Source organism: Burkholderia sp. MSMB2157WGS, assembly GCF_001532755.1.
GTDB lineage: Bacteria > Pseudomonadota > Gammaproteobacteria > Burkholderiales > Burkholderiaceae > Burkholderia.
In genome coordinates this window covers 1-26,327 of record NZ_LPJG01000005.1, presented here as the reverse complement: position 1 = coordinate 26,327, position 26,327 = coordinate 1, and the positions used below count along the sequence as shown (strand labels likewise).

General features: G+C 65.3%; 25 protein-coding genes and 1 tRNA gene. 16 read left to right on the top strand and 10 right to left on the bottom strand.

All coding sequences use genetic code 11. The features are described 5' to 3' along the window. The first annotated feature begins 29 nt into the window (after positions 1–29). The 6 genes from WT53_RS01545 to WT53_RS01520 all read left to right on the top strand — a co-directional run bounded on the left by WT53_RS01545 (position 30) and on the right by WT53_RS01520 (position 6,138). Positions 30–344, top strand: coding sequence for a hypothetical protein (locus WT53_RS01545; RefSeq protein ID WP_034209701.1), 315 nt, complete (start codon positions 30–32; stop codon positions 342–344). Between the two features lie 110 nt (positions 345–454). Further along, positions 455–694, top strand: a complete 240-nt coding sequence (locus WT53_RS01540) for a hypothetical protein (RefSeq protein ID WP_060258244.1) — start codon at positions 455–457, stop codon at positions 692–694. A 196-nt stretch (positions 695–890) separates the two neighbouring features. Next, positions 891–1,436: a fimbrial protein gene (locus tag WT53_RS01535; RefSeq protein WP_034209703.1), complete on the top strand. Its 546-nt coding sequence runs from the start codon at positions 891–893 to the stop codon at positions 1,434–1,436. Between the two features lie 210 nt (positions 1,437–1,646). After that, the gene (locus WT53_RS01530; RefSeq protein WP_257127807.1) at positions 1,647–2,351 is read left to right on the top strand and encodes a fimbria/pilus periplasmic chaperone; all 705 of its coding nucleotides are present in this window, start codon (positions 1,647–1,649) and stop codon (positions 2,349–2,351) included. Between the two features lie 140 nt (positions 2,352–2,491). Continuing rightward, positions 2,492–5,128 carry a fimbria/pilus outer membrane usher protein gene (locus tag WT53_RS01525; RefSeq protein ID WP_257127806.1) on the top strand — a complete coding sequence of 879 codons (2,637 nt, stop codon included), beginning with the start codon at positions 2,492–2,494 and terminating at the stop codon, positions 5,126–5,128. Then, complete coding sequence (locus WT53_RS01520) at positions 5,128–6,138, top strand: fimbrial protein (protein ID WP_060258238.1); 1,011 nt, start codon at positions 5,128–5,130, stop codon at positions 6,136–6,138. The genes WT53_RS01525 and WT53_RS01520 overlap by 1 nt, the downstream gene beginning before the upstream one ends. Before the next feature lie 25 nt (positions 6,139–6,163). Here the strand turns inward: WT53_RS01520 and WT53_RS01515 are convergent, their stop codons facing one another. Then, positions 6,164–6,916: a response regulator transcription factor gene (locus WT53_RS01515; RefSeq protein WP_257127805.1), complete on the bottom strand. Its 753-nt coding sequence runs from the start codon at positions 6,914–6,916 to the stop codon at positions 6,164–6,166. A gap of 434 nt (positions 6,917–7,350) precedes the next feature. Here WT53_RS01515 and WT53_RS01510 point away from each other — a divergent pair, with 434 nt between their 5' ends. Both WT53_RS01510 and WT53_RS01505 read left to right on the top strand, forming a co-directional pair. Further along, on the top strand, positions 7,351–9,369 hold the full coding sequence (locus WT53_RS01510) for a site-specific DNA-methyltransferase (protein WP_060258235.1): 2,019 nt from the start codon (positions 7,351–7,353) through the stop codon (positions 9,367–9,369). Further along, positions 9,369–12,395, top strand: a complete 3,027-nt coding sequence (locus WT53_RS01505; protein ID WP_059827045.1) for a type III restriction-modification system endonuclease — start codon at positions 9,369–9,371, stop codon at positions 12,393–12,395. Before WT53_RS01510 ends, WT53_RS01505 begins: the two co-directional genes overlap by 1 nt. 246 nt (positions 12,396–12,641) lie before the next feature. Here the strand turns inward: WT53_RS01505 and WT53_RS01500 are convergent, their stop codons facing one another. The 5 genes from WT53_RS01500 to egtB form a co-directional block, all read right to left on the bottom strand. After that, positions 12,642–13,010, bottom strand: a complete 369-nt coding sequence (locus WT53_RS01500; protein ID WP_034209708.1) for a hypothetical protein — start codon at positions 13,008–13,010, stop codon at positions 12,642–12,644. A 186-nt stretch (positions 13,011–13,196) separates the two neighbouring features. Next, positions 13,197–13,451: a hypothetical protein gene (locus WT53_RS01495; protein WP_059827043.1), complete on the bottom strand. Its 255-nt coding sequence runs from the start codon at positions 13,449–13,451 to the stop codon at positions 13,197–13,199. 36 nt (positions 13,452–13,487) lie between these two features. After that, a complete protein-coding gene (locus WT53_RS01490) occupies positions 13,488–13,793 on the bottom strand; it encodes a hypothetical protein (RefSeq protein WP_027783093.1) in 306 nt (101 codons plus the stop codon). A gap of 292 nt (positions 13,794–14,085) precedes the next feature. Further along, on the bottom strand, positions 14,086–15,099 hold the full coding sequence (gene egtD / locus WT53_RS01485; protein ID WP_060258232.1) for an L-histidine N(alpha)-methyltransferase: 1,014 nt from the start codon (positions 15,097–15,099) through the stop codon (positions 14,086–14,088). Beyond that, positions 15,083–16,309 (bottom strand): ergothioneine biosynthesis protein EgtB, encoded by a 1,227-nt coding sequence (gene egtB, locus WT53_RS01480; protein ID WP_060258229.1) that lies wholly within the window; start codon positions 16,307–16,309, stop codon positions 15,083–15,085. Before egtB ends, egtD begins: the two co-directional genes overlap by 17 nt. Before the next feature lie 581 nt (positions 16,310–16,890). Between egtB and WT53_RS01475 the strand changes: the two genes are divergently transcribed. Beyond that, positions 16,891–17,367, top strand: coding sequence for a carboxymuconolactone decarboxylase family protein (locus WT53_RS01475; RefSeq protein ID WP_059827041.1), 477 nt, complete (start codon positions 16,891–16,893; stop codon positions 17,365–17,367). Continuing rightward, positions 17,367–18,248: a sigma-70 family RNA polymerase sigma factor gene (locus WT53_RS01470; RefSeq protein ID WP_060258226.1), complete on the top strand. Its 882-nt coding sequence runs from the start codon at positions 17,367–17,369 to the stop codon at positions 18,246–18,248. Before WT53_RS01475 ends, WT53_RS01470 begins: the two co-directional genes overlap by 1 nt. A gap of 100 nt (positions 18,249–18,348) precedes the next feature. Here WT53_RS01470 and WT53_RS01465 read toward each other — a convergent pair whose 3' ends face one another. Both WT53_RS01465 and WT53_RS01460 read right to left on the bottom strand, forming a co-directional pair. Beyond that, a complete protein-coding gene (locus WT53_RS01465) occupies positions 18,349–18,864 on the bottom strand; it encodes a DUF2628 domain-containing protein (RefSeq protein WP_059780488.1) in 516 nt (171 codons plus the stop codon). A gap of 312 nt (positions 18,865–19,176) precedes the next feature. Next, positions 19,177–19,253: transfer RNA gene (locus WT53_RS01460), tRNA-Val, on the bottom strand. A gap of 1,140 nt (positions 19,254–20,393) precedes the next feature. Here WT53_RS01460 and WT53_RS33295 point away from each other — a divergent pair. The 3 genes from WT53_RS33295 (at position 20,394) to WT53_RS33290 (ending at position 22,148) form a co-directional block, all read left to right on the top strand. Continuing rightward, positions 20,394–20,651, top strand: a complete 258-nt coding sequence (locus tag WT53_RS33295) for a hypothetical protein (protein WP_156447844.1) — start codon at positions 20,394–20,396, stop codon at positions 20,649–20,651. 191 nt (positions 20,652–20,842) lie between these two features. Next, positions 20,843–21,751, top strand: coding sequence for a cupin domain-containing protein (locus WT53_RS01455; protein WP_257127804.1), 909 nt, complete (start codon positions 20,843–20,845; stop codon positions 21,749–21,751). Between the two features lie 37 nt (positions 21,752–21,788). Then, on the top strand, positions 21,789–22,148 hold the full coding sequence (locus tag WT53_RS33290; protein ID WP_156447843.1) for a hypothetical protein: 360 nt from the start codon (positions 21,789–21,791) through the stop codon (positions 22,146–22,148). Between the two features lie 725 nt (positions 22,149–22,873). On the opposite strand, the gene WT53_RS01445 is transcribed toward WT53_RS33290, so the two are convergent. Together WT53_RS01445 and WT53_RS01440 are read right to left on the bottom strand one after the other, a co-directional pair. Continuing rightward, on the bottom strand, positions 22,874–23,632 hold the full coding sequence (locus WT53_RS01445) for an anti-sigma factor (protein ID WP_060258219.1): 759 nt from the start codon (positions 23,630–23,632) through the stop codon (positions 22,874–22,876). Then, positions 23,629–24,150, bottom strand: a complete 522-nt coding sequence (locus WT53_RS01440; RefSeq protein ID WP_034200555.1) for a sigma-70 family RNA polymerase sigma factor — start codon at positions 24,148–24,150, stop codon at positions 23,629–23,631. The genes WT53_RS01445 and WT53_RS01440 overlap by 4 nt, the downstream gene beginning before the upstream one ends. Positions 24,151–24,307: 157 nt before the next feature. On the opposite strand from WT53_RS01440, the gene WT53_RS01435 reads away from it, so the two are divergent. The 3 genes from WT53_RS01435 to WT53_RS33965 all read left to right on the top strand — a co-directional run. Continuing rightward, the gene (locus tag WT53_RS01435; RefSeq protein ID WP_060258216.1) at positions 24,308–25,396 is read left to right on the top strand and encodes a catalase family peroxidase; all 1,089 of its coding nucleotides are present in this window, start codon (positions 24,308–24,310) and stop codon (positions 25,394–25,396) included. Continuing rightward, positions 25,393–25,926 carry a cytochrome b gene (locus tag WT53_RS01430; RefSeq protein ID WP_059829780.1) on the top strand — a complete coding sequence of 178 codons (534 nt, stop codon included), beginning with the start codon at positions 25,393–25,395 and terminating at the stop codon, positions 25,924–25,926. The genes WT53_RS01435 and WT53_RS01430 overlap by 4 nt, the downstream gene beginning before the upstream one ends. Positions 25,927–26,144: 218 nt before the next feature. Beyond that, on the top strand, positions 26,145–26,327 hold a 183-nt coding region (locus tag WT53_RS33965; protein ID WP_218921406.1), incomplete at its 3' end, for a hypothetical protein.

Sequence of the window (26,327 nt, the reverse complement as noted above, 5' to 3'; positions counted from 1 at the left end):
GGCAACACGTAACTGCAAGGAGAACGTCAATGCGTGAATTGACGATGATGGAAATCAACGAAGTGAGCGGCGGGGGTGTCATGAGCCGGCTCGGTGCGTCGGTGCTGGGCGGGATGGCCGGCATCATCAGCGGCACGGCCAAGGGCGCCGTGGTCGGTGGCGCACAGGGCGGGCTGCTCGGCGTGGGCCTCATCAGCGGAGCGGCGGGCATGGTCGTCGGCGCCGTGTATGGCGTCGTCAGCGGCGCGGTCTACGGGCTGGTCAACGATGCTCCGCAGACACTCAAGGTCTTCAATACGCTGATGGAGAACGTCTTCGACTGGCTGGCGCCGACGCCGAAGTGATCGGCCGTGCTCGGGATTCGACGTTCCGAGCGCGTGTCGGCATCCGCAGCTCCGCGTCACGCACGACGGCGCGGCATCCAACATGTACACCTTCAATCGAACGGTAAATCATGCGTATCTTGAACGACGTGGAATGCAGGGCCGCCTCGGGCGGCCTGTCGACCAGCACGGTGCTGGACTGGATCAACAATCTGGTGCGGCCGAGCAAGCCTTCCGAACCCTGGGTCAATCCGTTTCCGGCCGACAATCAACAGATCGGCGCGGTGGAGGCAATCGGGAAATTCGTCGCCGCCGTCGGCATTGCGGTTGCGGTCACCGGCTGGTCGCTGATCCGCAACGGCGGGCGGTAAGCGTCCCATCGGAACGGGACCTCGCATCGATGCAGTCATTCGTCATCCTATATTTTCGGGATTGCGCAGGGCCGTGATCGAGATTTATGGACGAATTGCGATGGCGAAATTTAGCCATTCAGAGTGAAATCGAGTCGGTTCGTTCACAGCAGCACGAATCGAGTTTTCAATCAGTCATTCAAAAGGAAGTCAAACGATGATCAAGCAACTTAGCGTAGCTGCCGCAACGGTGGCCACGATCGCCTTGGCGCCGACCGCCGCGCACGCGTACGACGGTACCGTGACCTTCACGGGTTCGCTGTCCGGCGCGACCTGCACGGTCAAGGTCAACGGCGCGAACCAGAACGGCACCGTGCAATTGCCGAGCGTGGGCGCGAGTTCGCTGGCGTCGAAGGGCGCGACGACCGGCGCGACGAATTTCACGATCGCGCTCAGCGACTGCACGAACGCGGACGGCAAATCGGTTCGCGCATTCTTCGAAGCCGGCCCCACCGTGAACACCAACGACGGCACGCTGGCCAACCGCGCGAACGTCAATGCGGCAACGAACGTCGCGGTGCAGCTGCTCGACATCGACGGCAAGGCATTGAAGGCCGGCGACATCAGCCAGCGCAACGGCGGCTCGGTGGCGCTCACGAACAACAGCGCCACGCTCGTCTACGGTGCGCAGTACTACGCGACGGCCGCTGCAACCGCCGGTAGCGTGAACACGTCGGTCACCTATTCGATCGACTACCTCTAAGCGTCAGTCCGTCGGGCGGGCGGCGTATCGTATCCGCCCGCCCGACGCTTCGTATCGACCAGTCGCGCCATGCGCGCTTCTCGTCCGGCCGCGCATCGTCACGAAGCGCCGTATGCCGGCGCTTGCGGCCCATCGCATCACATGATGACCCGATTCTTATCCCTTCTGTCCCGTCGGCTCATGCCGTGCCTCTGCGCGATGCTCGCGTGCATGACGCAGCAAGCGGCGGCGAGCGTCGTCATTTCCGGTACGCGCGTGATCTATCCCGCGGGCGACCGTGAAATTACCGTCAAGATCGACAACAACGGAACACTGCCCTCGCTCGTGCAGGCCTGGCTCGACGACGGGGACGTGCACTCGCGCCCCGGCACCGCCACGGTGCCGTTCGTGATGATGCCGCCGATTTCCCGGATCGATCCCGGCAAAGGCCAGACCCTGCGGATCGTCTATACCGGCGATCCGCTCCCGCAGGATCGCGAATCGGTGTTCTGGCTCAATGTGCTGGACATTCCACCGAAAGTCGACGAGTCGAGTACGACGACGGCGCTACAGCTTGCGTTTCGTACGCGTATCAAGCTGTTTTTCCGGCCGGTCGGCCTCGATGCGGACGGCGCCGTCGCCGCGGCGAAGCAGTTGAAATGGTCGGTGGTACCCGCGCCGGGCGGCGACGGGCATGCGTTGCGCGCAACGAATGCGTCGCCGTTCAACGTCACCGTGTTGTCGGCGCGCGTCGCCCACGGCGGCCGCACGTACGGGACCGTCGACGGTGCGATGGTGGCGCCCGGGCAATCGCACGTTTTCCCGCTGGACGCCCCGTTGCCGGCGCTGCCCGGTCGGACGAAGCTCGATTATTCGACGATCAACGACTTCGGCGCTGGCGTCGAATGGCAGTCGTCGATCGACGATACGCCGTAGCGCCGCCCGCTCCCCCTCTCGACATCCGCCCTGTGCCCGGCCGCCGCCCTTTGCGCGCGCCGCGGCCCGTCATTCGAGTCTCTGGAGTCAATGCCATGGAGCGCGCCGATTGCGCGACGACGCGACGCGTCCGTCCACTCATGCCAGCGTTGCGCCGTTCGTACGCGATGGTGCTGCTTGCGTGTTCGTCGCTGCCGCTCCCCGCCGCCGCGAGCGAACCCGCGCCGGCGGCCGGCCGCATGCCGGGTGTCGGCGATGCCGAAGCGGCGGGCAAGCCCGGCGGCAACCCGGTGCAGTTCAATCCGGACCTCGTCGCTTCGCCGGCCGGCGATGACATCGACCTGTCGAGTTACGAAAAGGGAATGCCCGTGTGGCCCGGCCGCTACCGTTCGGACGTGTATCTGAACGGCGCGATGCTGGGCCGCGACGACGTGACGTTGCGCGAGGCGAGCCGCGGCGCCGTGCAGATCTGCATCAGTCGCGCGCTGCTCGACAAGTTCAACGCGAACCTCGCCCAGATCCCGCCGGAACGGCTCGCGCTGCTCGACGCCCCCGGCGCATGCATCTCGCTGGAACAGCTGCTGCCCGGCACGTCGGCATCGTTCGATGCGGCGGAGGCCCGCCTCGACGTGCAGATTCCGCAGGCGCTGTTGCGGCGCGCCGCGCGCGGCTACGTAGATCCGGCGCTGTGGGACAACGGTGTGACGGCGGGATTCGTCGGCTACAACGCGAACATTTACCGAAACGTCGCACGTGGGATGAGCGCGAACAGCGCGTATGTCGGCGTGAATGCGGGCATCAACGTCGGCGGCTGGTATCTGCGGCATGACGGCGCGCTGAACTGGCAGCAACGCGGCACGAAACGCTACGGCAGCGTCAACACCTACGTGCAGCACGATCTGACGGCGCTCAAGGCGAGAGTGCGGATCGGCGACGCGAACACGTCCGGCGAACTGTTCGACACGTTCGCGTTTCGCGGCGCGCAGCTCGCGAGCGACGACAGCATGTGGCCGGATTCGCAGCGGGGCTATGCGCCGGTCGTGCGCGGCATCGCCAATACCAACGCGCGCGTGACGATCCGGCAGAACGGCTCGGTGATCTACGAAACGGCGGTGCCGCCCGGACCGTTCGTGATCGACGACCTGTTTCCGACCGGCTACGGCGGCGATCTCGACGTGACCGTCACCGAAGCGGACGGCAGCGCCCGCGCGTTCAAGGTGCCCTACGCATCGGTCGCGCAATCGTTGCGGCCCGGCCAGAGTCGGTTCAGCGTGGTCGCGGGCACCGTGCGCAACCTCGATCTGTCGTACACGCCGCACTTCGTGCAGGCCACCTACAGCCGCGGCATCACCAATCTGCTGACGCTGTACGGCGGCGTGCTCGCGAACGAAAACTATCAGAACGTGCTGGCGGGCGGCGCGCTCAACACGCCATTCGGTGCGATGGCGCTCGACGTGTCGGGCGCAATGACGTCGCAAGACGGCCAGCGGCTGCGCGGAACCAGCGTGCGCGTCACGTACAGCAAGACGATCGAGGCGACGGACAGCACGCTGTCGGTCGCCGCCTATCGCTTCTCTTCGGCCGGGTACCTCGATTTCGCCAACGCGCTCACCTTCGTCGACAACGTCAAGCGCAACCTGACCGGCGCAGACGCACTGCCGGCATGGCGTGCGCGCAATCGCATCTCGATCACGGCGGCGCAGCCGCTCGGCGACCGCTGGGGCCAGCTCTACATCAGCGGCTATACGCAAAACTACTGGGCCCGCGGCGGCAGCGACACGCAGTTCCAGATCGGCTACAACAACCGCTATCGCCAGCTCGATTACTCGGTTTCGGCAAACCGATCCCGCACCTATACCGGCGATCTCGATACGCAGTACATGCTGACCGTGTCGATGCCGCTGGGTTCGAAGCCGATGGCGCCGCGCTTGACCGTCAATCTCGCGCGCGACAGCGTCAGCGGCTTCACGTCGATGGCCAGCGCGACCGGTTTCCTCGGCACGCGCAACGAGGGCAGCTATTCCGTTTCCGCCGCGCGCGAAACCGGCGCGACCTACTCGGGCAACGTGTCGGGGCAATACCGGACGCCCTACACGACGGTCCAGGGCGCGTTCGCGAAGGGCGACGGCTATACGTCGGGGTCGTTCGGGTTGAGCGGAGGCGTCGTGGTTCACCCGGGCGGCGTGACGGCGACCCCGTATACGGCCGACACGATGGCTGTCGTCGCCGCACCGGCGGCAGGCGGCGCGGCGGTGGCCGGTTACGGCGGCATTCGCCTCGATTCGCGCGGCTATGCGGTCGTGCCTTATCTGAATCCCTATCGTCTCAACCGGATCGAGCTCGATCCGCGCGGCCTGCCGGCCGACGTCGAGCTGGAAACGACGAGCCAGCAGGTCGCGCCGCGCAACGGCGCCGTCGTGATGCTGCGCTATCCGACGGTGCAGGGGCGAGCGTTGCTGATCGGCTCGAAGGTATCCGACGGCACCGAGTTGCCGTTCGGGGCGCCGGTATTCGACGGCGCCGGAAACCAGATCGGGATCGTGTCGCAGGGCGGCCGGATTTATGCGCGGCTGCGGAAACCGGACGACGTGCTGACCGTGAAATGGGGGCACGCCGACGCGTGGCAATGCTCGATCAAGGTTGCATTGCCGCCGCCCGATCGGCACGCCGCACGCGTCGGAATCGAGCGCATCGACGCGCCGTGCCAGCTGCAAGCGAAACCGGCCGCAGCGGGCGGCGAATCGGCCGCTCGACGAGGCCTCGCAGGAGAATCGTGATGGACCACAAGGAAAGGAAACGGAATGCGCGTCGGCGCGCAAACTGGCTGAGTGCCGTATTCGGCGCGCTGCTGTGGATGGCCGGCATCGGCGCCGCGCATGCGGCGCTGGCGAAATGCCAGCCTTCGTCACCGGCCGACCTCGGCCGGTTGCCGGAATCGCTGAAAATTTCCGCGGACGCGCCAATCAACACGGTCCTGTGGAGCAAAAAGGGCATCACGATCTCCGCGACGTGCACGAAGACCCTGCCGGTCCCGGGAACCAGCGGCGTGCCGGCGACGCTGTATCGATGGGCCGACGATCCCAAGCTGACGGCCAACGGGCTCGCGCTGTACGTCACTTACCAGGGCAACCGCGGGCACGGCGCCGCGTCGTTTCCGATGGGCACGACGATCAAGGCGTTCGGGGAGACGGTCGTCACGGCGACCGTCGACGTCGAGCTGGTCAAGGTCGGACCGACGCCAGCCGTCCCGACGGACTTTCCCGTCCTGTCGGTCCTCACGGTATTGATCGGCGGCCCGGACAACGCATATTCGGATTCGGCCCGCTACCTGACGCTCGGCTTCAACAATATTTCGTTTCAGGCGACGACCTGCTCGACCACGACGCCGTCCGTCGCCGTCGATCTGGGTACCCAGTCGCTCGGCAAGTCGTCGGGGCTCGGGTCCGGCGTCGGGTCGACATCGCCGGCCAAGGGGTTCTCGATCGGCCTGCGCTGCGACGCCGGCGTCGCGGGCAACTTCATCGTCAACTTGATGCTCGACGGCAACACGGTCGATGCATCGAACGGCGTGCTCGCGCTGTCGTCGTCGAGCAGAGCCACGGGCGTAGGCATTCAGGTGCTCAGGAGCGACGGTCAGCCCGTTCCGTTCGGCACACCGTGGAAGGTCGCGGGATCGCTGTCGTCGACGCTGCTGGTGCCGCTCTCGGCCCGCTATTACCAGACCCGGCAGACGACCCGGGCCGGCACCGCGAATGGTGCGGCGACTTTCACGATCATCTACCGGTAACACCGCGGCGCGTGTCCCGCGCCGCTCAGAGCAATCCGTTTTCGTACGCGTATCGGATCAGGTGAATGTTGGTGTCGGCGCGCAGCTTGCGCATGGCCGTGTATTTTTGTGTCGATACGGTGCTGACCGAGCGGCCGAGCTGTTTCGCGATGTCGGCAAGCGAGTGCCCGGAAACGAACAACCGCACGACATCGAGCTCCTTTTGCGTGAGCGGCGGCGGGGCCTCGTGCAATACCGTGCCGGCCTGATCGACGATCGTCCGGACGGTCGGCGACAGATAGTGCGAGCTGCCATCGCTGATGTATCGGCATGCGCGCAGGATCTCCCCGACTTCATCCTCCTTGCTGACGATGGCCGCCACGCCGAGGCGGACGGCGGCCGCGAACACGGTCGGATTCTTCTGCGCGGTAAACAGCACGCGCCCGGCTTTCGGTGCCACGTCTCGAAGCTTGCGCAATAGCGCGAGCCCGTCGACCGGCCGGTTGCCGCGGGTCATCGAATAATCGACGACGACGATGTCGGTCGACGCGCGGGCCAATGATTCGATCAACAGCGAACCTTCATTGCAACAATGCTCGACGTGAAAGGACGGGTCGCGCTGGAACAACTGCATGAGTACGCTTACGACAACCGGATGATCGTCTGCAATGGCGACGGTAATGGCCATAAGGAACTTCTCGGAAAATATTTTGACCGGACAAGTCAACACGGACATCCGCATCAATGTGAATGGGGTTCGGCTGTTACCGTTCAGGGCGGTACCGATGACGCTGGTCAAGCAATAATCGATCGATTATTTTCTAAAGGGGACAGAAAGCCGAAATCGAACGTGACGTTGGATCATAGGCAATGAATCTGCAATGAATCGACCATTTCTCCATTCGCTGCCGTTGATATTCGGATGTTCTCGCGACGTCCTGTCAAATGCAGCCTCGGGAATGGCTGACTATCCCGGAAATGCAAAGAGCTTTTCAAACCGTTTCAACTCGTCGTAGTCGCCGCAGCGTCGAATACGGCCAATTGGGTCGCGCAATGCGATAATCCGGTAGCCTTGGCGCCGCGCATCCCGTGCGGCGCGGACGCGCGATTTCGCCCCATATCGGCGCTTGACCTGCGCCGACCGACTCGCTAGCGTTTCGGGTTTGCCCGGGCGGCCATTGCCGCCGGTGCCGTGAGCGCGCCCGACGTCCTGGCGCGCGCGGCCGGGCTCCGATGGAAAAGACGATGCAGAAACTCGATGCGGCCAGCCCGCAGGCGATGTCGACGGATTTCACCGCCGACAACGTCGCGCGCCTGAAGGCGCTGTTCCCCGAACTCGTGACCGAAGGCCCGGACGGCGCGTCGGTCGACGTCGACGTGCTGAAGGCGCTGATCGGCGAACGCACGGTCGGCGCCGCCGACGAGCGCTACGGCTTCCACTGGCACGGCAAGCGCAGCGCGCGCCAGGCCGCGCTGACGCCGTCGACGGGCACGCTGCGCCCCTGCCCCGACGACAGCGTCGCATGGGACGACACGCGCCATCTCGTGATCGAGGGCGACAACCTCGACGTGATGAAGCTGCTGCACAAGAGCTACGCGGGCAAGGTGAAGCTCGTCTACATCGACCCGCCGTACAACACCGGCAGCGATTTCGTCTATCCGGACGACTTCAGCGACAGCATCCGCCACTACCTGGCGATGACCGGCCAGACCGACGGCGGCGTGAAGCGCAGCACCAATACCGAGGCGAACGGCCGGTTCCACACCGACTGGCTGAACATGATGTATCCGCGCCTGAAGCTCGCGCATGCGCTGCTGTCCGACGAAGGGCTGATCGCCGTGCACATCGACGAGCACGAAGTGCATGCGCTGGTGCTGATGCTGCGCGAGATCTTCGGCGAGGAAAACGAGCTCGGCGTGGCCGTGTGGGACAAGCGCAACCCGAAGGGCGACGCGCGCGGCGTCGCGTACCAGCACGAATCGCTGGTGCTGTTCGCGCGCAACGCCGAGACGCTGCTCGAACGGGCGCCGCTCAAGCGCCCGAAGCGCAACGCGCAGCGCATGCTCGACGCCGCGCACGACGCGGTATACCGAAGCGGCAACCCGAAGGACGCGCAGAAGGCGTACCGCGCGTGGCTGAAGGCGCAGACCAATCTGTCCGGCGGCGAAGTGATGTACGACCGGCTGTCGGCGGAAGGCCGCGTGTACCGCCTCGTGTCGATGGCCTGGCCGAACAAGAAGAAGGCGCCGGAAGAATATTTCACGCCGCTGATCCATCCGGTCACCGGCAAGCCGTGCGCGATGCCGGCGCGCGGCTGGCGCAACCCGCCCGCGACGATGCAGGCGTTGCTCGAGCGCGGCCAGATCGAATTCGGCCCGGATGAAACCACGCAGCCGCAGCGGATCTACTACCTCGACGAGAACATGTACGAGAACGTGCCGTCGGTGCTGCCGTTCGCCGGCTCCGACGACGCGCTGTTGAAGACGCTCGGCATTCCGTTCGACCTGCCGAAGCCGGTCGACTTCGCGGCGGCCGTGATCGGCTGGTGCACGCGCGGCGACGACATCGTGCTCGACTGTTTCGCCGGCTCCGGCTCGACCGGCCACGCGGTGATGCAGGTGAATGCGACCGACGGCGGCGCGCGCCGCTACATTCTCGTGCAGCTGCCCGAGGCGCTCGACCGCCGCGACAAGACGCAAGCCGCGGCCGCCGATTTCTGCGCGAAGCTGAAGAAGCCGCTCACGCTCGCGGAAATCACGAAGGAACGCCTGCGCCGCGCCGCGCAGCAGGTCGCGCGCGACTATCCGGAAAGCTATGGCGACCTCGGCTTTCGCGTGTACCGGCTCGACACGACCAACGTGATCGAGTGGGACCCGCGCCGCGACGATTTCGATCACGCGCTGTTCGCGTCCGTCGAACACGTGAAGACCGGCCGCACCGAGGACGACCTGCTCGCCGAGCTGACGCTGAAGCTCGGCCTCGACCTGTGCACGCCGGTCGAGCATCACCAGGTAGCCGGCAAGACCGTGCACCTGATCGGCCGCGCGATCGTCGCGTGCTTCGACGCGCGCATCTCGCGCGACGACGCGGGCCCGCTCGCCGACGGCATCGTCGACCTGCTCGATGCGACCGGCGCGTCGCGCGACGTCACGTGCCTGTTCCGCGACAGCGGCTTCGTCGACGACGTCGCGAAGCTCAATCTCGCCGCGCTGCTCGAACAGCACGGCGTGAAGCGCGTGCGGAGCCTGTGATGCGGCTGCATTTCGAAGCGGATCTCGACTACCAGCGCGAGGCGATCGACGCCGTCTGCGACCTGTTTCGCGGGCAGGAGTCGTATCGCGGCGACTTCAGCGTGCTCGCGAACGCCGCGCCCGGCACGACGGCCGCGGCTCAAGGCTCGCTCGGCTTCGCGGTATCGGAGCAAGGCGTCGGCAACCGGCTGTCGCTGACCGATGACGCGCTCGCGCGCAATCTCGCCGACGTGCAGTTGCGCGGCGGGCTGCCGCCGTCCGGCCTGCCCGGCTCGCGCGACTTCACCGTCGAGATGGAGACGGGTACCGGCAAGACCTACGTGTACCTGCGCACGATCTTCGAGCTGAACCGCCGCTACGGCTTCACGAAATTCGTGATCGTCGTGCCGTCGATCGCGATCAAGGAAGGCGTGCACAAGACGCTCGCGATCACCGAGGATCACTTCCGCGCGCTGTACGCGGGCGTGCCGTACGACTACTTCCTGTACGACTCCGCGAAGCTCGGCCAGGTGCGCCACTTCGCGGCGAGCGCGGCGATCCAGATCATGGTGATGACGGTCGCCGCGATCAACAAGAAAGAGATCAACAACCTCTACAAGGACAGCGAGAAGACCGGCGGCGAGAAGCCGATCGACCTGATCCGCGCGACGCGGCCGATCGTGATCGTCGACGAGCCGCAAAGCGTCGACGGCGGCCTCGAGGGGCGCGGCCGCGAGGCGCTCGCCGCGATGAATCCGCTGTGCACGCTGCGCTATTCGGCCACGCACGTCGATCGCCACCACATGGTGTACCGGCTCGACGCGGTCGACGCGTACGAGCGCAAGCTCGTCAAGCAGATCGAAATCGCGTCGGCGATCGTCGAGGATGCGCACAACAAGCCGTACGTGCGGCTCGTCGGCGTGTCGAACCGGCGCGGCGCGATCAGCGCGCGCATCGAACTCGACGTCGCGACGGCCGCGGGCGTGAAACGCCAGATCGTGTCGGCCACCGACGGCGACGATCTCGAGCGCCTGACCAGGCGCGCGCTGTACGCGGGGCTGCGGATCGGCGAAGTGCATGCGGTCAAGGGCGCCGAGTACGTCGAACTGCGCCATCCGGAAGGCGAGGCGTTCCTGTCGCTCGGCGAGGCGTTCGGCGACATCGACACGCTCGCCGTGCAGCGCGAGATGATCCGCCGCACGATCCGCGAGCATCTCGACAAGGAACTGCGCCTCGCCGAGCGCGGCGTGAAGGTGCTGTCGCTGTTCTTCGTCGATTCGGTCGAGCGCTATCGCCGCTACGACGAGAACGGGATGCCCGTGAAGGGCGACTACGCGCTGATCTTCGAAGAGGAATATGCGCGCGCGGCGCGCGTGCCGGCCTACCGTGCGCTGTTCGACGGCGTCGACATCGCGCTTGAAGTGGAGCGTGCGCACAACGGCTACTTCTCGATCGACCGCAAGGGCGGCTGGACCGACACGAGCGAAAGCAGCGCCGCCGCGCGCGAGAACGCGGAGCGTGCGTACGGCCTGATCATGCGCGAGAAGGAAGCGCTGCTGTCGTTCGACACGCCGCTGAAGTTCATCTTCTCGCACTCGGCGCTCAAGGAAGGCTGGGACAACCCGAACGTGTTCCAGATCTGCACGCTGCGCGACATCCAGACCGAGCGCGAGCGCCGCCAGACGCTTGGCCGCGGGCTGCGCCTCGCCGTCGACCAGGACGGCGAGCGCGTGCGCGACCCGGGCGTGAACACGCTGACCGTGATCGCGACCGAGCGGTACGAGTCGTTCGCGGAGAATCTGCAAAAGGAAATCGAGGCCGATACCGGCATTCGTTTCGGGATCGTCGAGGAGCACCAGTTCGCGGCGCTGCCGGTGCAGGAAGACGGCGGCCCCGCGCACGCGCTCGGCGTCGAGCTGTCGCGCGTGCTGTGGAACCATCTGCACGAACAGGGCTACGTCGACGCGCAGGGCAAGGTGCTCGACCGGCTGAAGGATGCGCTGCGCCAGAGCGCGCTCGTGCTGCCGGACGCGTTCGAGCGGCTGCGTGCGCCGATCGTCGCGACGCTGCGCAAGCTGTCGGGCCGCTTCGCGGTGCGCAACGCCGACGAGCGCCGCGCGATCGCGTTGCGGCGCGATGCGTCGGGCAAGGCCGTCGTGTTCGGCGAGGATTTCCGTGCGCTGTGGGATCGCATCCGTCATCGCACTGTGTACCGCGTCGAGTTCGACAACGCGAAGCTGGTGCGCGACTGCACGGCCGCGTTGCGCGCCGCGCCGGACATCGCGCGGGCGCGGCTGCAGTGGCGCAAGGCCGAGATCGACATCGGCAAGGCCGGAATCGAGGCGATCGAGGTGGCCGGCGCCGGCACGGTGCTGCTCGACGAAGGCGAGTTGCCGCTGCCCGACCTGCTCACCGAGTTACAGGACCGGACGCAGCTCACGCGCCGTTCGCTCGCGACGATCCTCGCCGACAGCGGCCGGCTCGACGATTTCCGCGTGAATCCGCAGCAGTTCATTGCGGTGGCGGCCGACGCGATCAACCGCTGCAAGCGGCTCGCGCTCGTCGCGGGCATCGCGTACCGCAAGCTCGGCGAGCGCCACGTGCATGCGCTCGAATCGTTCGAGAGCGAAGCACTGACCGGCTACCTGCGCAATCTGCGGCCGGACGCGCGCAAGTCGATCCACGAAGCGGTCGTGTGCGAGACGGATGCCGAGCGCGCGTTCGCCGATGCGCTCGAAGCGCACGACGGCGTGAAGCTGTACGCGAAGCTGCCGGCGTGGTTCCGCGTGCAGACGCCGCTCGGCAGCTACCATCCGGACTGGGCCGTGCTCGCGGAACAGCACGGCGGCGAGCGGCTGTACTTCGTCGTCGATACGCCGAATGCCGACGGCCACGTGCCGAGCGAGCACGAGCGCGCGAAGCTCGCGTGCGGCGAAGCGCATTTCCGTGCGCTGACCGATGGCGACGGCGCGGCGCGCTTCGTGCGCGTCGGGCAGCCGGATGCGCTGTTCGAACCCGCGGCGGCGCCGGCGGGCGCGGTGCGGTGACACGCAGGGCGGCGACGAGCCGCCTTTTTTATCGGCGTGGCCCGGCCGTCGTCGATCGCGCCGGGTATCCGCGCATCGCCCGCTGCGTCATCCGCGTGAAAGCAATCCGCATGCTCGCGTGCGGGCGACGCCGTTACGGCTGGTTGCAAATCGGGTCGGCACGATGTTTTCGTTCGCCGGACACGTTGCGTTTCCGCTATGAAAAAGGGCGCCGAAGCGCCCTTCCCGTGCATTCGCAGGCTGCGCTTACAGCGTGCGGCCGAATGCGTTGCGATGCGAATGATGCGTGGACGTCGACGCATGCGCGGTATGGCCATGTGCGTGCGAGTGACCGCGGCCCGGCTGCGTGCCGGCGCGATCGGCGATCGTGTCGGAACGGTCCGCCGCGCGCGACAGGCCCTTGTCGCGATCGCCGGCGTGCATGCCGTTCGAGTTGCTCAGCGCCTGGCCGCTCATGTGGCCGCCCGACATGCCGCCTGCGTTGCCGCCCGAGCCGCCAGCGCCATGACCGCCGCCGTTGCCCCCGCCATTGCCGCCGGCCGCCGCATGGGCAGACACCGAGCCGAGCGCGAACAGCGCGGCCGCCAGGACGGACAGATATCGTTGCTGTTTCATTTTGTGCTCCCTTGAGCGCGTTTGCGTGACTGCATTTTATGAACGCGCAGAATTCGTGCAGCACGACGTTGTAAATGATCGTAACGACGCGTGCGGCACGCATTCGTCGGATCAATTGGGGGCGTGCATGAACGCGGGGGCGAAGCGCCGGGGCGATGCCGCGACGTCGCCCAAGCGACGACGCGCCTACTGCGCCGGCTGCATGCGCTGCGCGGCGGCCTTGTGCTGCGCGGCTTGCTCTTGCGCGTGCTTCTTCGCCATGTGATGGCCGACGATACAGCCGCCCACGGCGCCGACCACGGCGTGGTGCCCTGCATAGTGTCCGGCCACACCGCCGACCACCGCACCCTTCATGCAGCCCGCCGCGTGCGCGCTGCCGATCGTTGCGAGCGCAACGACAGCGGCGGCGGCACGCAGTCCGATGTATCGAACGGGCATCATGTTTTCACTCTCCTCTCGAATGATCGGTCGAGCCGCTTAGTCCCAGCGGCCGCCACGCCAGCCGCCGCGCTCGCGCCACTCGTGCTCGCGCCATTCATGGCGGCGCCACTCGTGTTCGCGCCATTCGCGCTGACGCCAGCCGTCGCCGCGCCAACCGTCGTCGCGATAGCCGACCGGCGCGTACATCACCGGCGGAGGCGGCGCCACGTAGACGGGCGCCGGCGCAGCGTAGACGCCCGGCACGCCGATGCCGACCGACAGGTCGACGTGGGCCGATGCGACACCCGAGGCTGCCAGCGCCGCTACACCGAGAACTGCACCGAGAATAAGTTTCTTGCTCATTTCGCGACTCCCTGCACGTGTCGTGCGTCGTGTGACTACGGTTCGGAGTCTAGGCACCGGACGCCGACACAGGTGAAACGGGTATGCGAGACAGGTAACGGACGTTTACAGGTGTCCGCAAAGCCTGATGGAGCACGGGAGAGGCGGCATGCCGGACACCGTTGCGGCGATGCATCGGGTCGGTAAAAAAGGGTTTTTTCGGCACGAAACCGGCGATCGGACCGAACCCGCCGGCGCACGGGGAGCGAACCGCCCTCATCCTGCGGCGCGAGCGGTTCGCGGCGGCGCGCGGTTACGCGCGGATATCGTCGACGCTGCGCAACCAGTGCACGCTGAACAGGTTGTCCGCATCGGTCCACACGGTATCGGGTTCGAACCCGGCGCGGCGCGCGATCGCCTGGAAGCCGTCGATCGTGAACTTGTGCGAGTTCTCCGTGTGGATGCGCTCGCCGGCTTCGAAGCTGAACGCATGGCCGCGCACGTGTACGGTCTGCGCGACGTCGCTGACGAGATGCATCTCGATGCGTTGCCGATCGCGGTCGTAGAACGCGCAGTGCGAGAACGCATCGACGTCGAAATCCGCACCGAGTTCGGCGTTCGCGCGCACCAGCAGGTTCAGGTTGAACTGCGCGGTCACGCCCTGCGCGTCGTTGTACGCGTCGTGCAGCGTGCGCTCGTCCTTCACGAGATCCGCGCCGACCAGCAGGCCGCCGCCGCGCAGCAGCCGCGCCGCGTCGCGCAGGAACGTGTCGGCCTCTTCCGGCGAGAAGTTGCCGATCGTCGACCCGGGAAAGAAGCCGATGCGCCGCCGCGGCGTTTCGGTCAGCTCGGCCAGTTGCTCGGCCTTCGTGTAGTCGGCCGCGAGCGGCGCAACGTCGAGCCACGGATACGCGGCGCGCAGGCGTGTGGCCGCGCCGTGCAGATGGTCGGCCGAGATGTCGATCGGCACGTAGCGCGCCGGCGCGTTCGCGTAGTTGTTCGCGAACGCGTCGAGCAGGATGCGGATCTTCTCGAGCGAGCCCGCGCCGAATTCGACGATGTCCGCATGCGGGCCGACACGCTGCGCGATCTCGGCCGCGCGCTCGCGCAGGATGCCGAGCTCGGTGCGCGTCGGGTAATACTCCGGCAGTTCGCAGATGCGGTCGAACAGCGCGGAGCCGGCCGCATCGTAGAAGTATTTCGGCGAAATGCTGCGCGGCGTGCGCGACAGTCCGTCGATCAGGTCGCGCTCGAACGCGCTCGGCCGCGCATCGCGGGCGGGTTGCAGGCCACCGCTCGTGGCCGTCAGGTCAGACGTCTCGCGCAAGTCGCACTCCCGTGAATTGCCAGCGTGCCGCCGGCGGAAAGAAATTGCGGTACGTCGGCCGTTCGTGCCCGGGCGGCGTCGCGATGCTGCTGCCGCGCAGAACCTGCTGGCCGACCATGAACTTGCCGTTGTATTCGGCCGCCACACCCGCGAGCGGCCGAAAGCCCGGATACGGCTCGTAGGACGAACGCGTCCACTGCCACACCTGCCCGAGCATCTGCCGGATGCCGTCGGCCGCGAACGCGGTTTCCCATTCGAATTCGGTCGGCAGTCGCGCGCCGGCCCATTCCGCATACGCGGCCGCCTCGTAGAAGCTCACGTGACACACCGGCGCGTCGGGCGCGAGCGGCTCGACGCCGTGCAGGCCGAAGGTGCGCCGCACGCGCGTGGCGGCCGCGTCGTCGTCGTCCGGCATCCAGTACGCGGGCCCTTGCCACCCTTCCCGCTGCACCGTGGCCCAGCCGTCGGACAGCCAGAATTCGGGGCGCGTATAGCCGCCGTCCGCGACGAACGCCGCGAATTCCGCGTTCGTCACGAGGCGATTCGCGATCTCGTACGGCCGCACGAGCGCCGTATGACGCGGCCGTTCGTTGTCGAACGAGAACCCATCGCCGTCGTGGCCGATCTCGACGAGCCCGCCCGGCTGACGCAGCCAGCGCAACGGGCCGGCGTCGCCCGCCGCGAGCGCGCCTGGCGCATCGGCGCCGGTGCGTGGCCGGAACGCCGGCCGCAACGGGTTGCACGAGAACGCATGCAGCATGTCGGTGACGATCAGTTCCTGATGCTGCTGCTCGTGATGCAGGCCGAGCACCAGCTCGGGCGCGATCGCCTCGAGCCGCGCCGCGTCGGCCTCGGCCAGCGCGTGCAGCATCGCGTCGTCGACGTATTGCCGGTACGCATGCACGTCGTCCAGCGACGGACGCGTGAGCAGGCCGCGCTGCGGTCGCGGATGGCGCGGGCCGAGCGCTTCGTAATAGGAATTGAAGAGAAACTGGAATGCGTCGTCGAACGGCGTGTAGCCGGGCACGCGGCGCATCAGCACGACGGTTTCGAAGAACCAGGTCGTATGCGCGAGGTGCCATTTCGTCGGGCTCGCGTCGGGCATCGACTGCACGGCCTGGTCTTCGGCGGACAGCGTCGCGGTCAACGCGACGCTATGGGCGCGCACGTCCTGGTAACGGCGCTGAAGCTGTGATGCAAGGAGGCTCATCGGTTTACCGTCCACGTCGCGATTCGCTGCGTTGCGTTGCCGGAAAAGGGAAAGCCTTGCGCTGGGGTGCGCGCGGCTGACGTGCAATCTGCTGCTGCGTCGTCGGGCAGCCGGCGCGCGCGCCGGGCCGCGGATGCGGCGTCACTTCGTCTGCCCGTGCAGAACAGTATGGTCCAGAAATGTGAACGTCGCGAATCGGATTTCCGATGAAACGAAGCGGAAAGAAAAATGAAAGCATTCTCGATTGGGGGGCGTCGCACGCGGCACGAACCGTCGGCGGCCGTCGCGGCCGGGTTCGGCCGACGGACGCAATACACGTGCCCGCAACTGCACACTGCTGACGTCCGGTGACAACCGCACGGCGTGCATGAAAGGTCGATGGCGCGCGTTCGTCGGCGGAACGGCGCGATGCGCCCCCTTCGTCCGTCGACATCGCGTCCCGCAGCGCCCTGCTCGACGGCCTCGCCCTTCGCTTGCCGCTGCCCGCGTCGACGGTTCCGAAAATTTTTTTGCATCGATGTCACACCCGCGGGGGGCTCGCTCGTCATATCGGCGGAACCCACACGAAAGGAGAAGCCACCATGACTGCAAAACTCAATCCGTTTGCCGCCGCCCCCGCGCTGATGAAGCACTGGATGACCGTGTCGGTCGCCGCCGCCGGAAGCCTCGAGCCGACGCTGATCGAGCTGGTCAAGATCCGCGCGTCGCAGATCAACGCGTGCGCGAACTGCATTAACATGCACACCGCCGAGGCGCGCGAGCAAGGCGAGAGCGAGCAGCGCATCTACCTGCTGTCCGCGTGGCGCGAAGCGCCCTGCTACACCGACCGCGAGCGCGCGGCGCTCGGCTGGACCGACGCGCTCACGCGGCTGTCGGAGGGACACGCTGCGCACGAAGCGGCCTATGCGGCGCTGAACGACCATTTCAGCGAGGAGGAACAGGTGAAACTCACGGTGATGATCAACGTGATCAACGGCTGGAACCGGCTCGCCGTCGGCTTCGGGCTGTGGGTCGACCCGGCCGACGCGAAGGCCGCCGCCGCGAAGATGGTGGCCTGATGTCGAACCTCGACCCGGCCAACGTCGGCGCCGACGAACGGGCCGACGCGGCGGCGAGCTTCGATCCGCTGCGCCGCACGCTGCTGCGCGTCGCGTACCGGATGCTCGGTTCCGTCGCGGATGCCGAGGACATGGTGCAGGACGCGTTCATCCGCTGGATGGACGTCGATCGCACCGAGGTGCGCGTGCCCGAGGCGTTCCTGCGCCGCATGGTGATGCGCATGTGCCTCGACCAGTTGAAGTCTGCGCGGCGCCAGCGCGAAACCTATATCGGCCCGTGGCTGCCCGAGCCGGTCGTCGAGGAAGATCAACAGGACGACGTCACGCTGCCGCTGCTGCTCGCGCTCGAACGGCTCTCGCCGCTCGAACGCGCGGCGTTCCTGCTGCACGACGTGTTCGGCCTCGAATTCGACGAAGTCGCCGCGACGATCCAGCGCGACCCGGCCGCGTGCCGGCAACTCGCCGCGCGGGCACGCACGCACGTGCGCGACGCGCGGCCGCGTTTTCATGTCGAGAAGCAGCGCGGGATCGAGCTGGCCGAAGCGTTCTTCGCGGCGTCACGCAGCGGCGACATGCGCGCGCTCGGCGCGATGCTCGCCGAGGACGTGAGCCTGCATTCGGACGGCGGCGGCAAGCGTACCGCGGCCGGCAAGCCGGTGTTCGGCTTCGAACGCGTGATGCGGGTGCACGCGTACCTCGCCGAGCTGTTCGCGACGCATGCGTCGAAGCTCGTGCGGGCCGGGTACATCAACGGATTGCCGGGTTTCGTCACGCTGGAAGCCGACGGCGAGCTGCAGACGACCGCGCTCGAGATCGACGACGGGAAGATCGTCGCGATCTATGTCGTGCGCAATCCTGACAAATTGAAGCATCTGCATTGAGGGTGGCGCGAGCATGCGTCGCGTGCCATGTGGATGCATGGCGACGGCGCCGCCCGCCCTCTTCTGTTCACCCCGCGTTGCCGGTTGCCGGCGACCGCGATCAGAACGTCATGCCGCCGGCGTTGCCGATCATGTACAGCAGTACGCCGAGCAGCGGCGTCGCGACGGCGAAACCGGCCGCCGCCAGCCAGTTCGTGCCGCCTTGCGCGTCGAGCAGCGCGAGAAACGATTCGCGGGACGTCGCGTTCGGGCGCAGCTTTTCGATCCTGCGTTCGACGTACCGCTTGTAGAGGCCGTTCCCGTACCAGCCGAGCGACACCGCGATCGCAATCGTGGCCGGGTCGAGCGTGCTCGATTCGAAGTATCCCGGGAAGTACAGCAACTCGATCAGCGTGATGCCCAGCGTGACGGCGAGCACGGCGGCCGCCTGCCAGTACATGCATCGATACGCCATCCAGACCGGGCCGAGGAAGCACGCGGCCCAGTTCCACGACTGCCGGCTTTTGCGCGATTCGGCGATCGCCCACTTTCGTTCGTACCAGTCGGCCTTCTTGCCGACGTAAGCGGCGATTTCGTCGTGGCTTGCGCGCGATGCGGCGGTCGTGACCTCGGACATGTCGTTTGCTCTCAGCCGCGCGAAGCGCGCGTCGTTGTTTTGATGCGGTGGAAATCGGGCGACGGGCGAAGCCGCCACGTCGATGCGCACACGATTCTACGCGCCGTGCATCGGCCATTGTGTGGCAAGTCGGGATGTCGAACGGAGGATGCGATGCCGCGGTTCGCACGACACGACGCGTCGGGGCTTCACGCGTCGTTTCGGACCGGAAAAGAAAAACGCCACGCGATGTTGCCGCGTGGCGTTCGTATGTTTGGCGAGCCGCGTTGCCTGTAGGCAAGTCGTGCTGCCGGACCCCTTCATTTTGTTCGTTGGTAGGCTCGATTGGATTCGAACCAACGACCCCCACCATGTCAAGGTGGTGCTCTAACCAACTGAGCTACGAGCCTAAGAAGCCGCGAATTATAGAGAGGGTTTCCGGCGAGCACAAGCCCCTTCGTGAAAATTTTTTGAAACGGGGCGTGCGCGGGCTGACGTCGATGTTGCCGGGCGATGCCGGCAGCGTCGGCCTCATCCGTTCGCATCACAGCAAAACGCGTCGATGCGCTGCGGTGTTATCCACATTCCCCTCTGGATAACCCTCCGGCAAGCCTCTGGATTCACAGTGGAACGATTGAGGATAGGTCGGCGCGGCTGTGAATCGACGAAAAGTTGTTCTGTGCTGCGCGGAACTTTGCACGTGCCGCACCCAGAGTTATGCATTCGGCTTCCTGCTGATGATTCAGTGCGTTACGGAGGTTATCCACTGTGAGGCGGGTCGCTTGTTAACTATCACTACGTATGTATACCAACTCTGTTAACACCTCTGGATAAGCACAGTCCGGCGACTGTGCTTCGAGCGGGATGTCCACTGCGGGGCTAGGAGATGAAGAAGCGGGACGGTTTTGCCGTCTGCCTGCGAAGTGCAGACGGGTGTGTCCACAGTCCGGCTCAATATTGAGATGCGACCTGGAGAGCCACCATGAAGACTTTCCGCCACTGGATGGATCTGGCGCAATTTCGACATGCATCACGGGCGAAAAAGGCCAGGCAGGTTCAAGTCCGAAGGACGCCGTCATCGGCGTAACGTTCCTGACAAAGCTTCTGACTCGCCGTCGGCCGCGTTGCGAATGCGAGTTCCCTCGGGATGCCGAGCGAGTGCGTCACCTTCCCGGAAACCGGTGACATTCCATGAGTTCACGGGATTCAAGCGACTGCAGGTACCGAATTCCCGAGACGGGAGATTGGGTCACATCGCATGCTGGAACCGATCAAAAAGAAAGCCGGCATTCGGTTGTGGACAATTGGTCGCGAAACAGTTCGAAACACTGTGCATCCCACCATGAGCACGGCAACGAGGCGTTACGCAGAACCTGGATCGTGGCGCTCCGAGCAGTTCGAATCTGGAGAGGCACGCGTTGTCCACCGATGCTTCAGCCGCGCCACGACGCATATTTCTGAGAGGCTGGCAGTAGAAGACCGGTGAGATATCCGACCGATTTGGATATTGTGAATGGCGCGTTACCCAAAAACCAAGAGGAACCAATCCGATGAAAGAACTCAGTATTACTGAATTGGAGATTGTGGCCGGGGCCACGGTATCCGGCGATATCGCCATGACCTTGGGTGGTGTTGCGGCCTCGGCAGCGGCGGGCGCAATTGCTGGCGCTGCCTTTGGTGGGCCGGCTGGGGGAGCGGTAGGAGGTATCGTCGGAGCCGGGGCTGGCATTGGTTTCGTCCTGAGCGGCGGCTCGTTTGGACGCGATGACCAGGCCGGCACCGACTATTCTGGGTGCGACTACCACTAATCCCTTACCTTCACCGGAAAGGAGCTTGAGCTGCCACTTTCGGCGTCAAGCTCTGCCGCCAATCCCATGAGTATTCGATTCAGTGTTTCGTCCGCTGACTTCATCGATCATTTTCAGGAGCAGAAGCCACTGCTGATGAAGAAAGTTATCTGGACGTGGGCACTTTGCGGTACCGTCTGATCAAGTCGGTCGTGTACGACTACCTGCGTAGAGGTGCGACGCTGATCGCAAACAAAATCAGCAACGAACCCAAGGTCCACCTGTTCTCCAAACGCATCGCGGATTACACCGGCAGGCGGGTGGTCAGCAGCGCATATGCCGCGTTCGGCACCAAGGACTCGTTCCGCTGCCACTGGGATACCCGCGATGTCTTCGCAATTCAATTGATCGGTCGCAAGCGATGGATCGTGTATGAGCCGACGTTCAAGCTACCGCTGTATTCACAGCAGAGTCGCGACTACGAGCACCTTTACCCGTGTCCGACCGACGCGTATCTAGACGTCGTTCTGGAGGCAGGCGACGTTCTCTATGTTCCTCGCGGCTGGTGGCACAATCCTCTGCCGCTAGGCGAAGGCAGCTTTCACTTGGCGATAGGCACCTTTCCCGCTTATGCCGTGGACTACTTGAGTTGGGCGCTGAACCAAATGCCCGAGTTTCTGCCCGTGAGAATGTCGCTGCGTGACTGGGAGCACGATGAGAGCATCATTGCCGACATCGCCCGGCATGTCAGTGCCTTTTTGAGTGATCGGGAAAACTACAGTCGCTTCATGGATGCATTCGTTGGCGCAACGCGTGTCGAATCGCCATTGGCCATCGAGATGTTCGGAGATTCGGAAGCGGGCTGTATCGACGAGGATGTCGGCCTGAGGTTGGCGACGGATGTATCTCATCACGGGCCAACGCGCGGTTACGTTCTGGCCAACGGCATAAAGCTGAATCTTTGTGAGCAAAGCCAACGGCTCATTCACTGCATCGCGACGACCCCGGGTATTACGCTCGCAGGCTTAGAGGTTCGGCTTTTTGATCTGGACGCGCGCAAGTTGTGCCGGCTCGTCACGGAGCTTTGCCGGCAGGACGTCCTGGAACTGATCCGTCCGTGACGGCGGCTAGCGGAATCTGAATCTGCATTTTTATGCCATGAAAATTCACAGCTTATTTGTGCTCAAGCGGCTCATACCGGAAGTCAGTGGTTTGTCGAAGAGCGAAATCGCAGCCTTGGTGGAATCCGCGAGGCAATCGTCCATTCCTCGAATCAGAAAATACTCCGGGTACTGCTTTGTGGTGTCGTTTTTCATTCCCCCGATTGCACTCTCCATCGTATTCATCAAGTTGGGTCTCATCCCGGGTGAAATGTCGTTTGTCTTTGTCGGAGCAATAGGAGTTTTGTCGGTGTTTTCAAATTATCTTTTGACATCGGTATTCAATACGCTTATTTTGAAGCCGGCCATTTATGATCAATTGAACAAAAAATCGCGACCCTCGCAGCTGTCCGTGTGACAATCCGCGCGACGATCTGGATCGCTGGTGTAGCACCTGTTTGCGGCGCTTGGTCAGATGATCGTAAGCGATCGATGTTCAGAATTCTCTCGGGCCAAACAGCCGAAGTCCTGCAATGCTCGAGCAGAAGAATTTCGACAACTCAAGTGATGAGGGAATGTGGACAAACCGGCACCGCCAGAGTCAAAACCCTGTGCCATGGACGGGTGAGTCCCTCGGGTCTGACTGGGTCGACTACCGGGTCAGCCATGCCCGGCTTGGTGCTGTTCGAATTGATCGACGGAGTTGCATAATTCGCGCGCGCCGCGCGGAAAGCGAGTCTCACATGGACATCATCACATCCAGAAACCACTCGCGACTCGATGGACTCGACTGACGAGCGCGTTCGAACTCGACATTCACGTTCGTTGATCACTGGGGTTGTGGATATCGAAATCTCGGACCACCCGAAACGCTGTGCCGATCGACGACGAAGAATTCACCCGATCCCTGCACGCGGATCATCATGACCGATGTGGATATCCCGCTCCACGACGACTCGAAACCCTGTGATTCCAAAGGTGAGGGCGCCGGGGCGATCTCGATGTGAATAGCAGCCGGCGAAAGCCAGTCGAAACGCTGTGCATTCGAGCGGTGAGCGTGCGCTCGTTCAAGCGGGCCGAGCCGCGCCGGAAAAGGCGCGGGCGGCCACCACCGACCGCCGTCCGGGCGCGCATCGTCTCACTTCAAGTCTGCTGATCGAGCGCCTGCAGGACCGCTTTCTCCCCGACGCTCCCGGCCGGCCCGACCACCGCGTAGTTGAGGCCGTTCACCGATCCATACCGCGCCAGCAGCGCACCATCCACGCGTTGCCCGGCCGGCAGCAGCCGATGTTCCGATTCCGCCGGCCGGAGATAGAAGCTCAGCGTTTGCCCCGCATCATCCTGATAAAGCACCATCGCGGCCGTGGCCCCGCTGTCCGTCGTGAACAACCGTCCGCCGACCGGCGTGAACCCCGCCGCGCTCAAATCCGGCAGCTTCGCCGACGCACCGACGCGCTTGGTGAGCCACCCCTGCAAATCACCCGCACCGGTCGGCCGGTAATCGACTTTCGCCGTCTGATCGACCACCATCATCCGGTAGGCCTTGACCGCATCGCTCATCGGCGCGATGGGCGGCGGCGCGTTCCAGCCGCGCGCTTGCCACCCGCCGAACGTCCCGAGCCCGACGCAGAACACGAACGACGCCGCCATCGCGAACCGCATCCGTGTGCGCTCCGCCCGCCGGCCGCGAATCGCCGCCGGATCGAGCGCGGGATTGTCCGCCGGCATCCGCACGCTCTCCAGCGCGGCCCGCAGCCGCTGCGCGTCCTGCTGCCATTGCTTCACCTGTTCCGTGCGCTCCGGATGCAGCGCAAGATAGCGTTCGACCGCGGCGCGTGCATCGTCGTCGAGCTGGCCGTCGACATAGGCCTGAAGGTCATGTTCGTTCGGAGGGGTGTTCATTTCTTCATCAACCGCAAGGAAGGAGCAGGCAGTTCGCCGTCGCTGAGCTGGCGCAGCGCCTGGCGCGCACGGGAGAGCCGCGACATCACGGTGCCGATCGGCACGTCGAGCAGGTCGGCGACTTCCTGATAGGTGAAGCCTTCGACCGCGACGAGCAGCAGCAGGCTGCGCTGTTCGTCGGAGAGCCGGCCGAACGCCTCGAGCGTCGCGCGCGCCGCGAATTCGCGTTCGGCGGACGGCCAGTGCGCTTCGTCGTCGTCGCGGATGCGGCCGAGCAGCCACGCGTAGCGCTTCGCGCTGCGTTTCCCGTCGAGAAACTGCCGGTACAGGATCGTGAACAGCCAGCTGCGCAGCGACGCGTCGTCGCGACGGCTCGTCCAGCGCGACAGCGCGCGCTCGAGCGTCGACTGGACGAGATCGTCGGCCGCGTGGACGTCGCGCGCCAGCCACAGCGCGAAGCGTCGCAGCCGGGGGATGAGTTCGCGCAACGCGTCGTCGTCAAGGGCGGTGGAGGGCATGGCTGGGCCGGTTGCCGAAAGGGTCGTAGTGCCGCGTAGGACGCCGGTCGGCGCCGATTATTCCCTCCAGCATACGAAAAAACTTTTCGTGGAATAAAGCGGCGCGGGCGGCGTCCTACGCGCGTTCGACAATGATCTGACGATCGGGAGTGCATTCATGAAGCAATCTTCGTCTTCTTCGCCGCAGCGCGAGCCCGGGCGCGGGTGGTGGCGCTGGGCCGTGATCGGCGGCGCGGTGGCCGGCGTCGCCGCGGCGTTCGGGTATGCCGGCGGATGGCTCGCTCCCGCGCGCCTGACCCCACACCGGCTCGTCGACGCGCTGCAGACCAACAGCGGCGTCCATCCGGGCTTTCGGCGCAATCACGCGAAGGGCGTGTGCGTGACCGGCTACTTCGAAGGCAACGGCGCCGCGAGCGCGTATTCGGTCGCGCCGTTCTTCAAGGCGGTGCGCACGCCGGTGGTCGGGCGCTTCGCGTTGCCGGGCGGCAACCCGTACGCGCCCGACAGCAGCGTGCCGATCCGCAGCCTCGCGCTGAAGCTCACCGCGCCGGACGGCGAGCAATGGCGGACCGGGATGAACGCGATGCCGGTGTTTCCTGTGGCGACGCCGCAGGCGTTCTACGAGCAGACGCTCGCGACCCGGCCCGATCCGAAGACGGGCAAGCCCGATCCGGCGAAGGTGAAGGCGTTTTTCGGCGCGCATCCGGAGGCGGCCGCGTTCCTGCAGTGGGTGAAGGGTGCGAAGCCGAGCGCGAGTTACGTCACCGAAAGCTATTACGGGTTGAACGCGTTTTACTTCGTCGACGCGGCCGGCAAGCGCCAGGCGGTGCGGTGGCGCGTCGTGCCGGAGCAGACGGCCGGCGCCGGCGACGTCGCGACGGCCGCCGATCCGAACGTGCTGCAGCAGGACGTGACGCAGCGCATCGCGGCCGGTGCGCAGAAGTGGAAGCTGCTGGTCACGTTGGCCGAGCCCGGCGATCCGGTGGACGACGCGACGAAGATCTGGCCCGCGCAGCGCACGACGATCGACGCGGGCACGCTCGTGCTCGATCGCGTGGAGGCGCAGGACAGCGGCCCGTGCCGCGACGTGAATTACGACCCGACGGTGTTGCCGCAGGGGATCCAGGTATCGGGCGATCCGTTGCTGGCGGCGCGCTCGGCCGCGTATGCGGATTCGTATCTGCGTCGCACGAGTGAAGAGGCCGGCGTGGCAGGCGTGGCGCGATTGAGTGGGGAGGGACGATGATGAAGGCTTCGACGACGTTTAGCTGGCCGGCGCGGGTGCTGCATTGGGTGATGGCCGCGATGATCCTCGCGATGCTGTTCATCGGGGTGGGGATGGTGGCGTCGGTTTCCGCGCGGCACGAGGTCCTGGTGGCGATTCACAAGCCGCTGGGTGTCGCGGTGCTGGTGTTGGTGTGCGTGCGGATCGTGGTGCGGATCGTGTCGAAGCCGCCGGCGTTGCCCGAGGATCTGCCGGGATGGCAGAAGGTGGCCGCGCACGGGTCGCATCTCGTCCTGTATGCGCTGATGGTTGCGATGCCGCTGATCGGCTGGGCGATGTTGTCGGCTGGCGGATATCCGGTGACGCTGGGCGGCGGCGTGCAATTGCCGGCGCTGGTGTCGGCCGATCCGGTGACGTTCGCGTGGCTTCGGGTTGCGCATCGCGTGCTGGCCTATCTGTTCTTCTTGACGTTCCTCGCGCACTTCGCGGCTGCGCTGTATCACGGGCTGATTCGGCGCGACGGCGTGGTGAGGGCGATGGTGGGACGGTGAGCGACGCAGGTTGCGTTCGATGCGGCGGGGCGGTTCGCGGGCGAGCGCGGCTGCAGCTGCCGCGCTCGCTTATATATGACCAATCGGGAGGCTCGACGGCCGCGGGCACGGCATGTCAAAAATATTTCACGAAGGGGGTTGCGGAGACCGGGGCAGGTGCTTAGAATCTCGCCTCTTTCGCGCTAACGGAAACGCGGCGCGGGGGAAGAAGGGAAGCGGTGCTGTTGAAGTCGGTTGTAGCGACTCCAGTGCATACGAAATTAAACCGCAGTCGTCGCAACGAAGTAGTTAAAAAAGTTGTTGACGAGTTTCAAAAAACGGTTAATAATCTCGCTTCTCTGCTGCTGAAAACGCAGCGCTGCCGGGAAACTTCAGGTTCCCTCGCAGAATGCTCTTTAAAA

Coding starts and splice junctions, on each gene's coding strand:
- WT53_RS01500 (WP_034209708.1), bottom strand. CDS start 13,010: ATGAAACAGCAACGATATCTGTCCGTCCTGGCGGCCGCGCTGTTCGCG.
- WT53_RS33295 (WP_156447844.1), top strand. CDS start 20,394: ATGAAAGAACTCAGTATTACTGAATTGGAGATTGTGGCCGGGGCCACG.
- WT53_RS01465 (WP_059780488.1), bottom strand. CDS start 18,864: ATGTCCGAGGTCACGACCGCCGCATCGCGCGCAAGCCACGACGAAATC.
- WT53_RS01475 (WP_059827041.1), top strand. CDS start 16,891: ATGACTGCAAAACTCAATCCGTTTGCCGCCGCCCCCGCGCTGATGAAG.
- WT53_RS33290 (WP_156447843.1), top strand. CDS start 21,789: ATGAAAATTCACAGCTTATTTGTGCTCAAGCGGCTCATACCGGAAGTC.
- WT53_RS01430 (WP_059829780.1), top strand. CDS start 25,393: ATGATGAAGGCTTCGACGACGTTTAGCTGGCCGGCGCGGGTGCTGCAT.
- WT53_RS01470 (WP_060258226.1), top strand. CDS start 17,367: ATGTCGAACCTCGACCCGGCCAACGTCGGCGCCGACGAACGGGCCGAC.
- WT53_RS01545 (WP_034209701.1), top strand. CDS start 30: ATGCGTGAATTGACGATGATGGAAATCAACGAAGTGAGCGGCGGGGGT.
- WT53_RS01535 (WP_034209703.1), top strand. CDS start 891: ATGATCAAGCAACTTAGCGTAGCTGCCGCAACGGTGGCCACGATCGCC.
- WT53_RS01520 (WP_060258238.1), top strand. CDS start 5,128: ATGGACCACAAGGAAAGGAAACGGAATGCGCGTCGGCGCGCAAACTGG.
- WT53_RS01540 (WP_060258244.1), top strand. CDS start 455: ATGCGTATCTTGAACGACGTGGAATGCAGGGCCGCCTCGGGCGGCCTG.
- WT53_RS01525 (WP_257127806.1), top strand. CDS start 2,492: ATGCCAGCGTTGCGCCGTTCGTACGCGATGGTGCTGCTTGCGTGTTCG.
- WT53_RS01440 (WP_034200555.1), bottom strand. CDS start 24,150: ATGCCCTCCACCGCCCTTGACGACGACGCGTTGCGCGAACTCATCCCC.
- WT53_RS01505 (WP_059827045.1), top strand. CDS start 9,369: ATGCGGCTGCATTTCGAAGCGGATCTCGACTACCAGCGCGAGGCGATC.
- WT53_RS01490 (WP_027783093.1), bottom strand. CDS start 13,793: ATGAGCAAGAAACTTATTCTCGGTGCAGTTCTCGGTGTAGCGGCGCTG.
- WT53_RS01510 (WP_060258235.1), top strand. CDS start 7,351: ATGGAAAAGACGATGCAGAAACTCGATGCGGCCAGCCCGCAGGCGATG.
- WT53_RS01530 (WP_257127807.1), top strand. CDS start 1,647: ATGACGCAGCAAGCGGCGGCGAGCGTCGTCATTTCCGGTACGCGCGTG.
- egtB (WP_060258229.1), bottom strand. CDS start 16,309: ATGAGCCTCCTTGCATCACAGCTTCAGCGCCGTTACCAGGACGTGCGC.
- WT53_RS01495 (WP_059827043.1), bottom strand. CDS start 13,451: ATGATGCCCGTTCGATACATCGGACTGCGTGCCGCCGCCGCTGTCGTT.
- WT53_RS01435 (WP_060258216.1), top strand. CDS start 24,308: ATGAAGCAATCTTCGTCTTCTTCGCCGCAGCGCGAGCCCGGGCGCGGG.
- WT53_RS01445 (WP_060258219.1), bottom strand. CDS start 23,632: ATGAACACCCCTCCGAACGAACATGACCTTCAGGCCTATGTCGACGGC.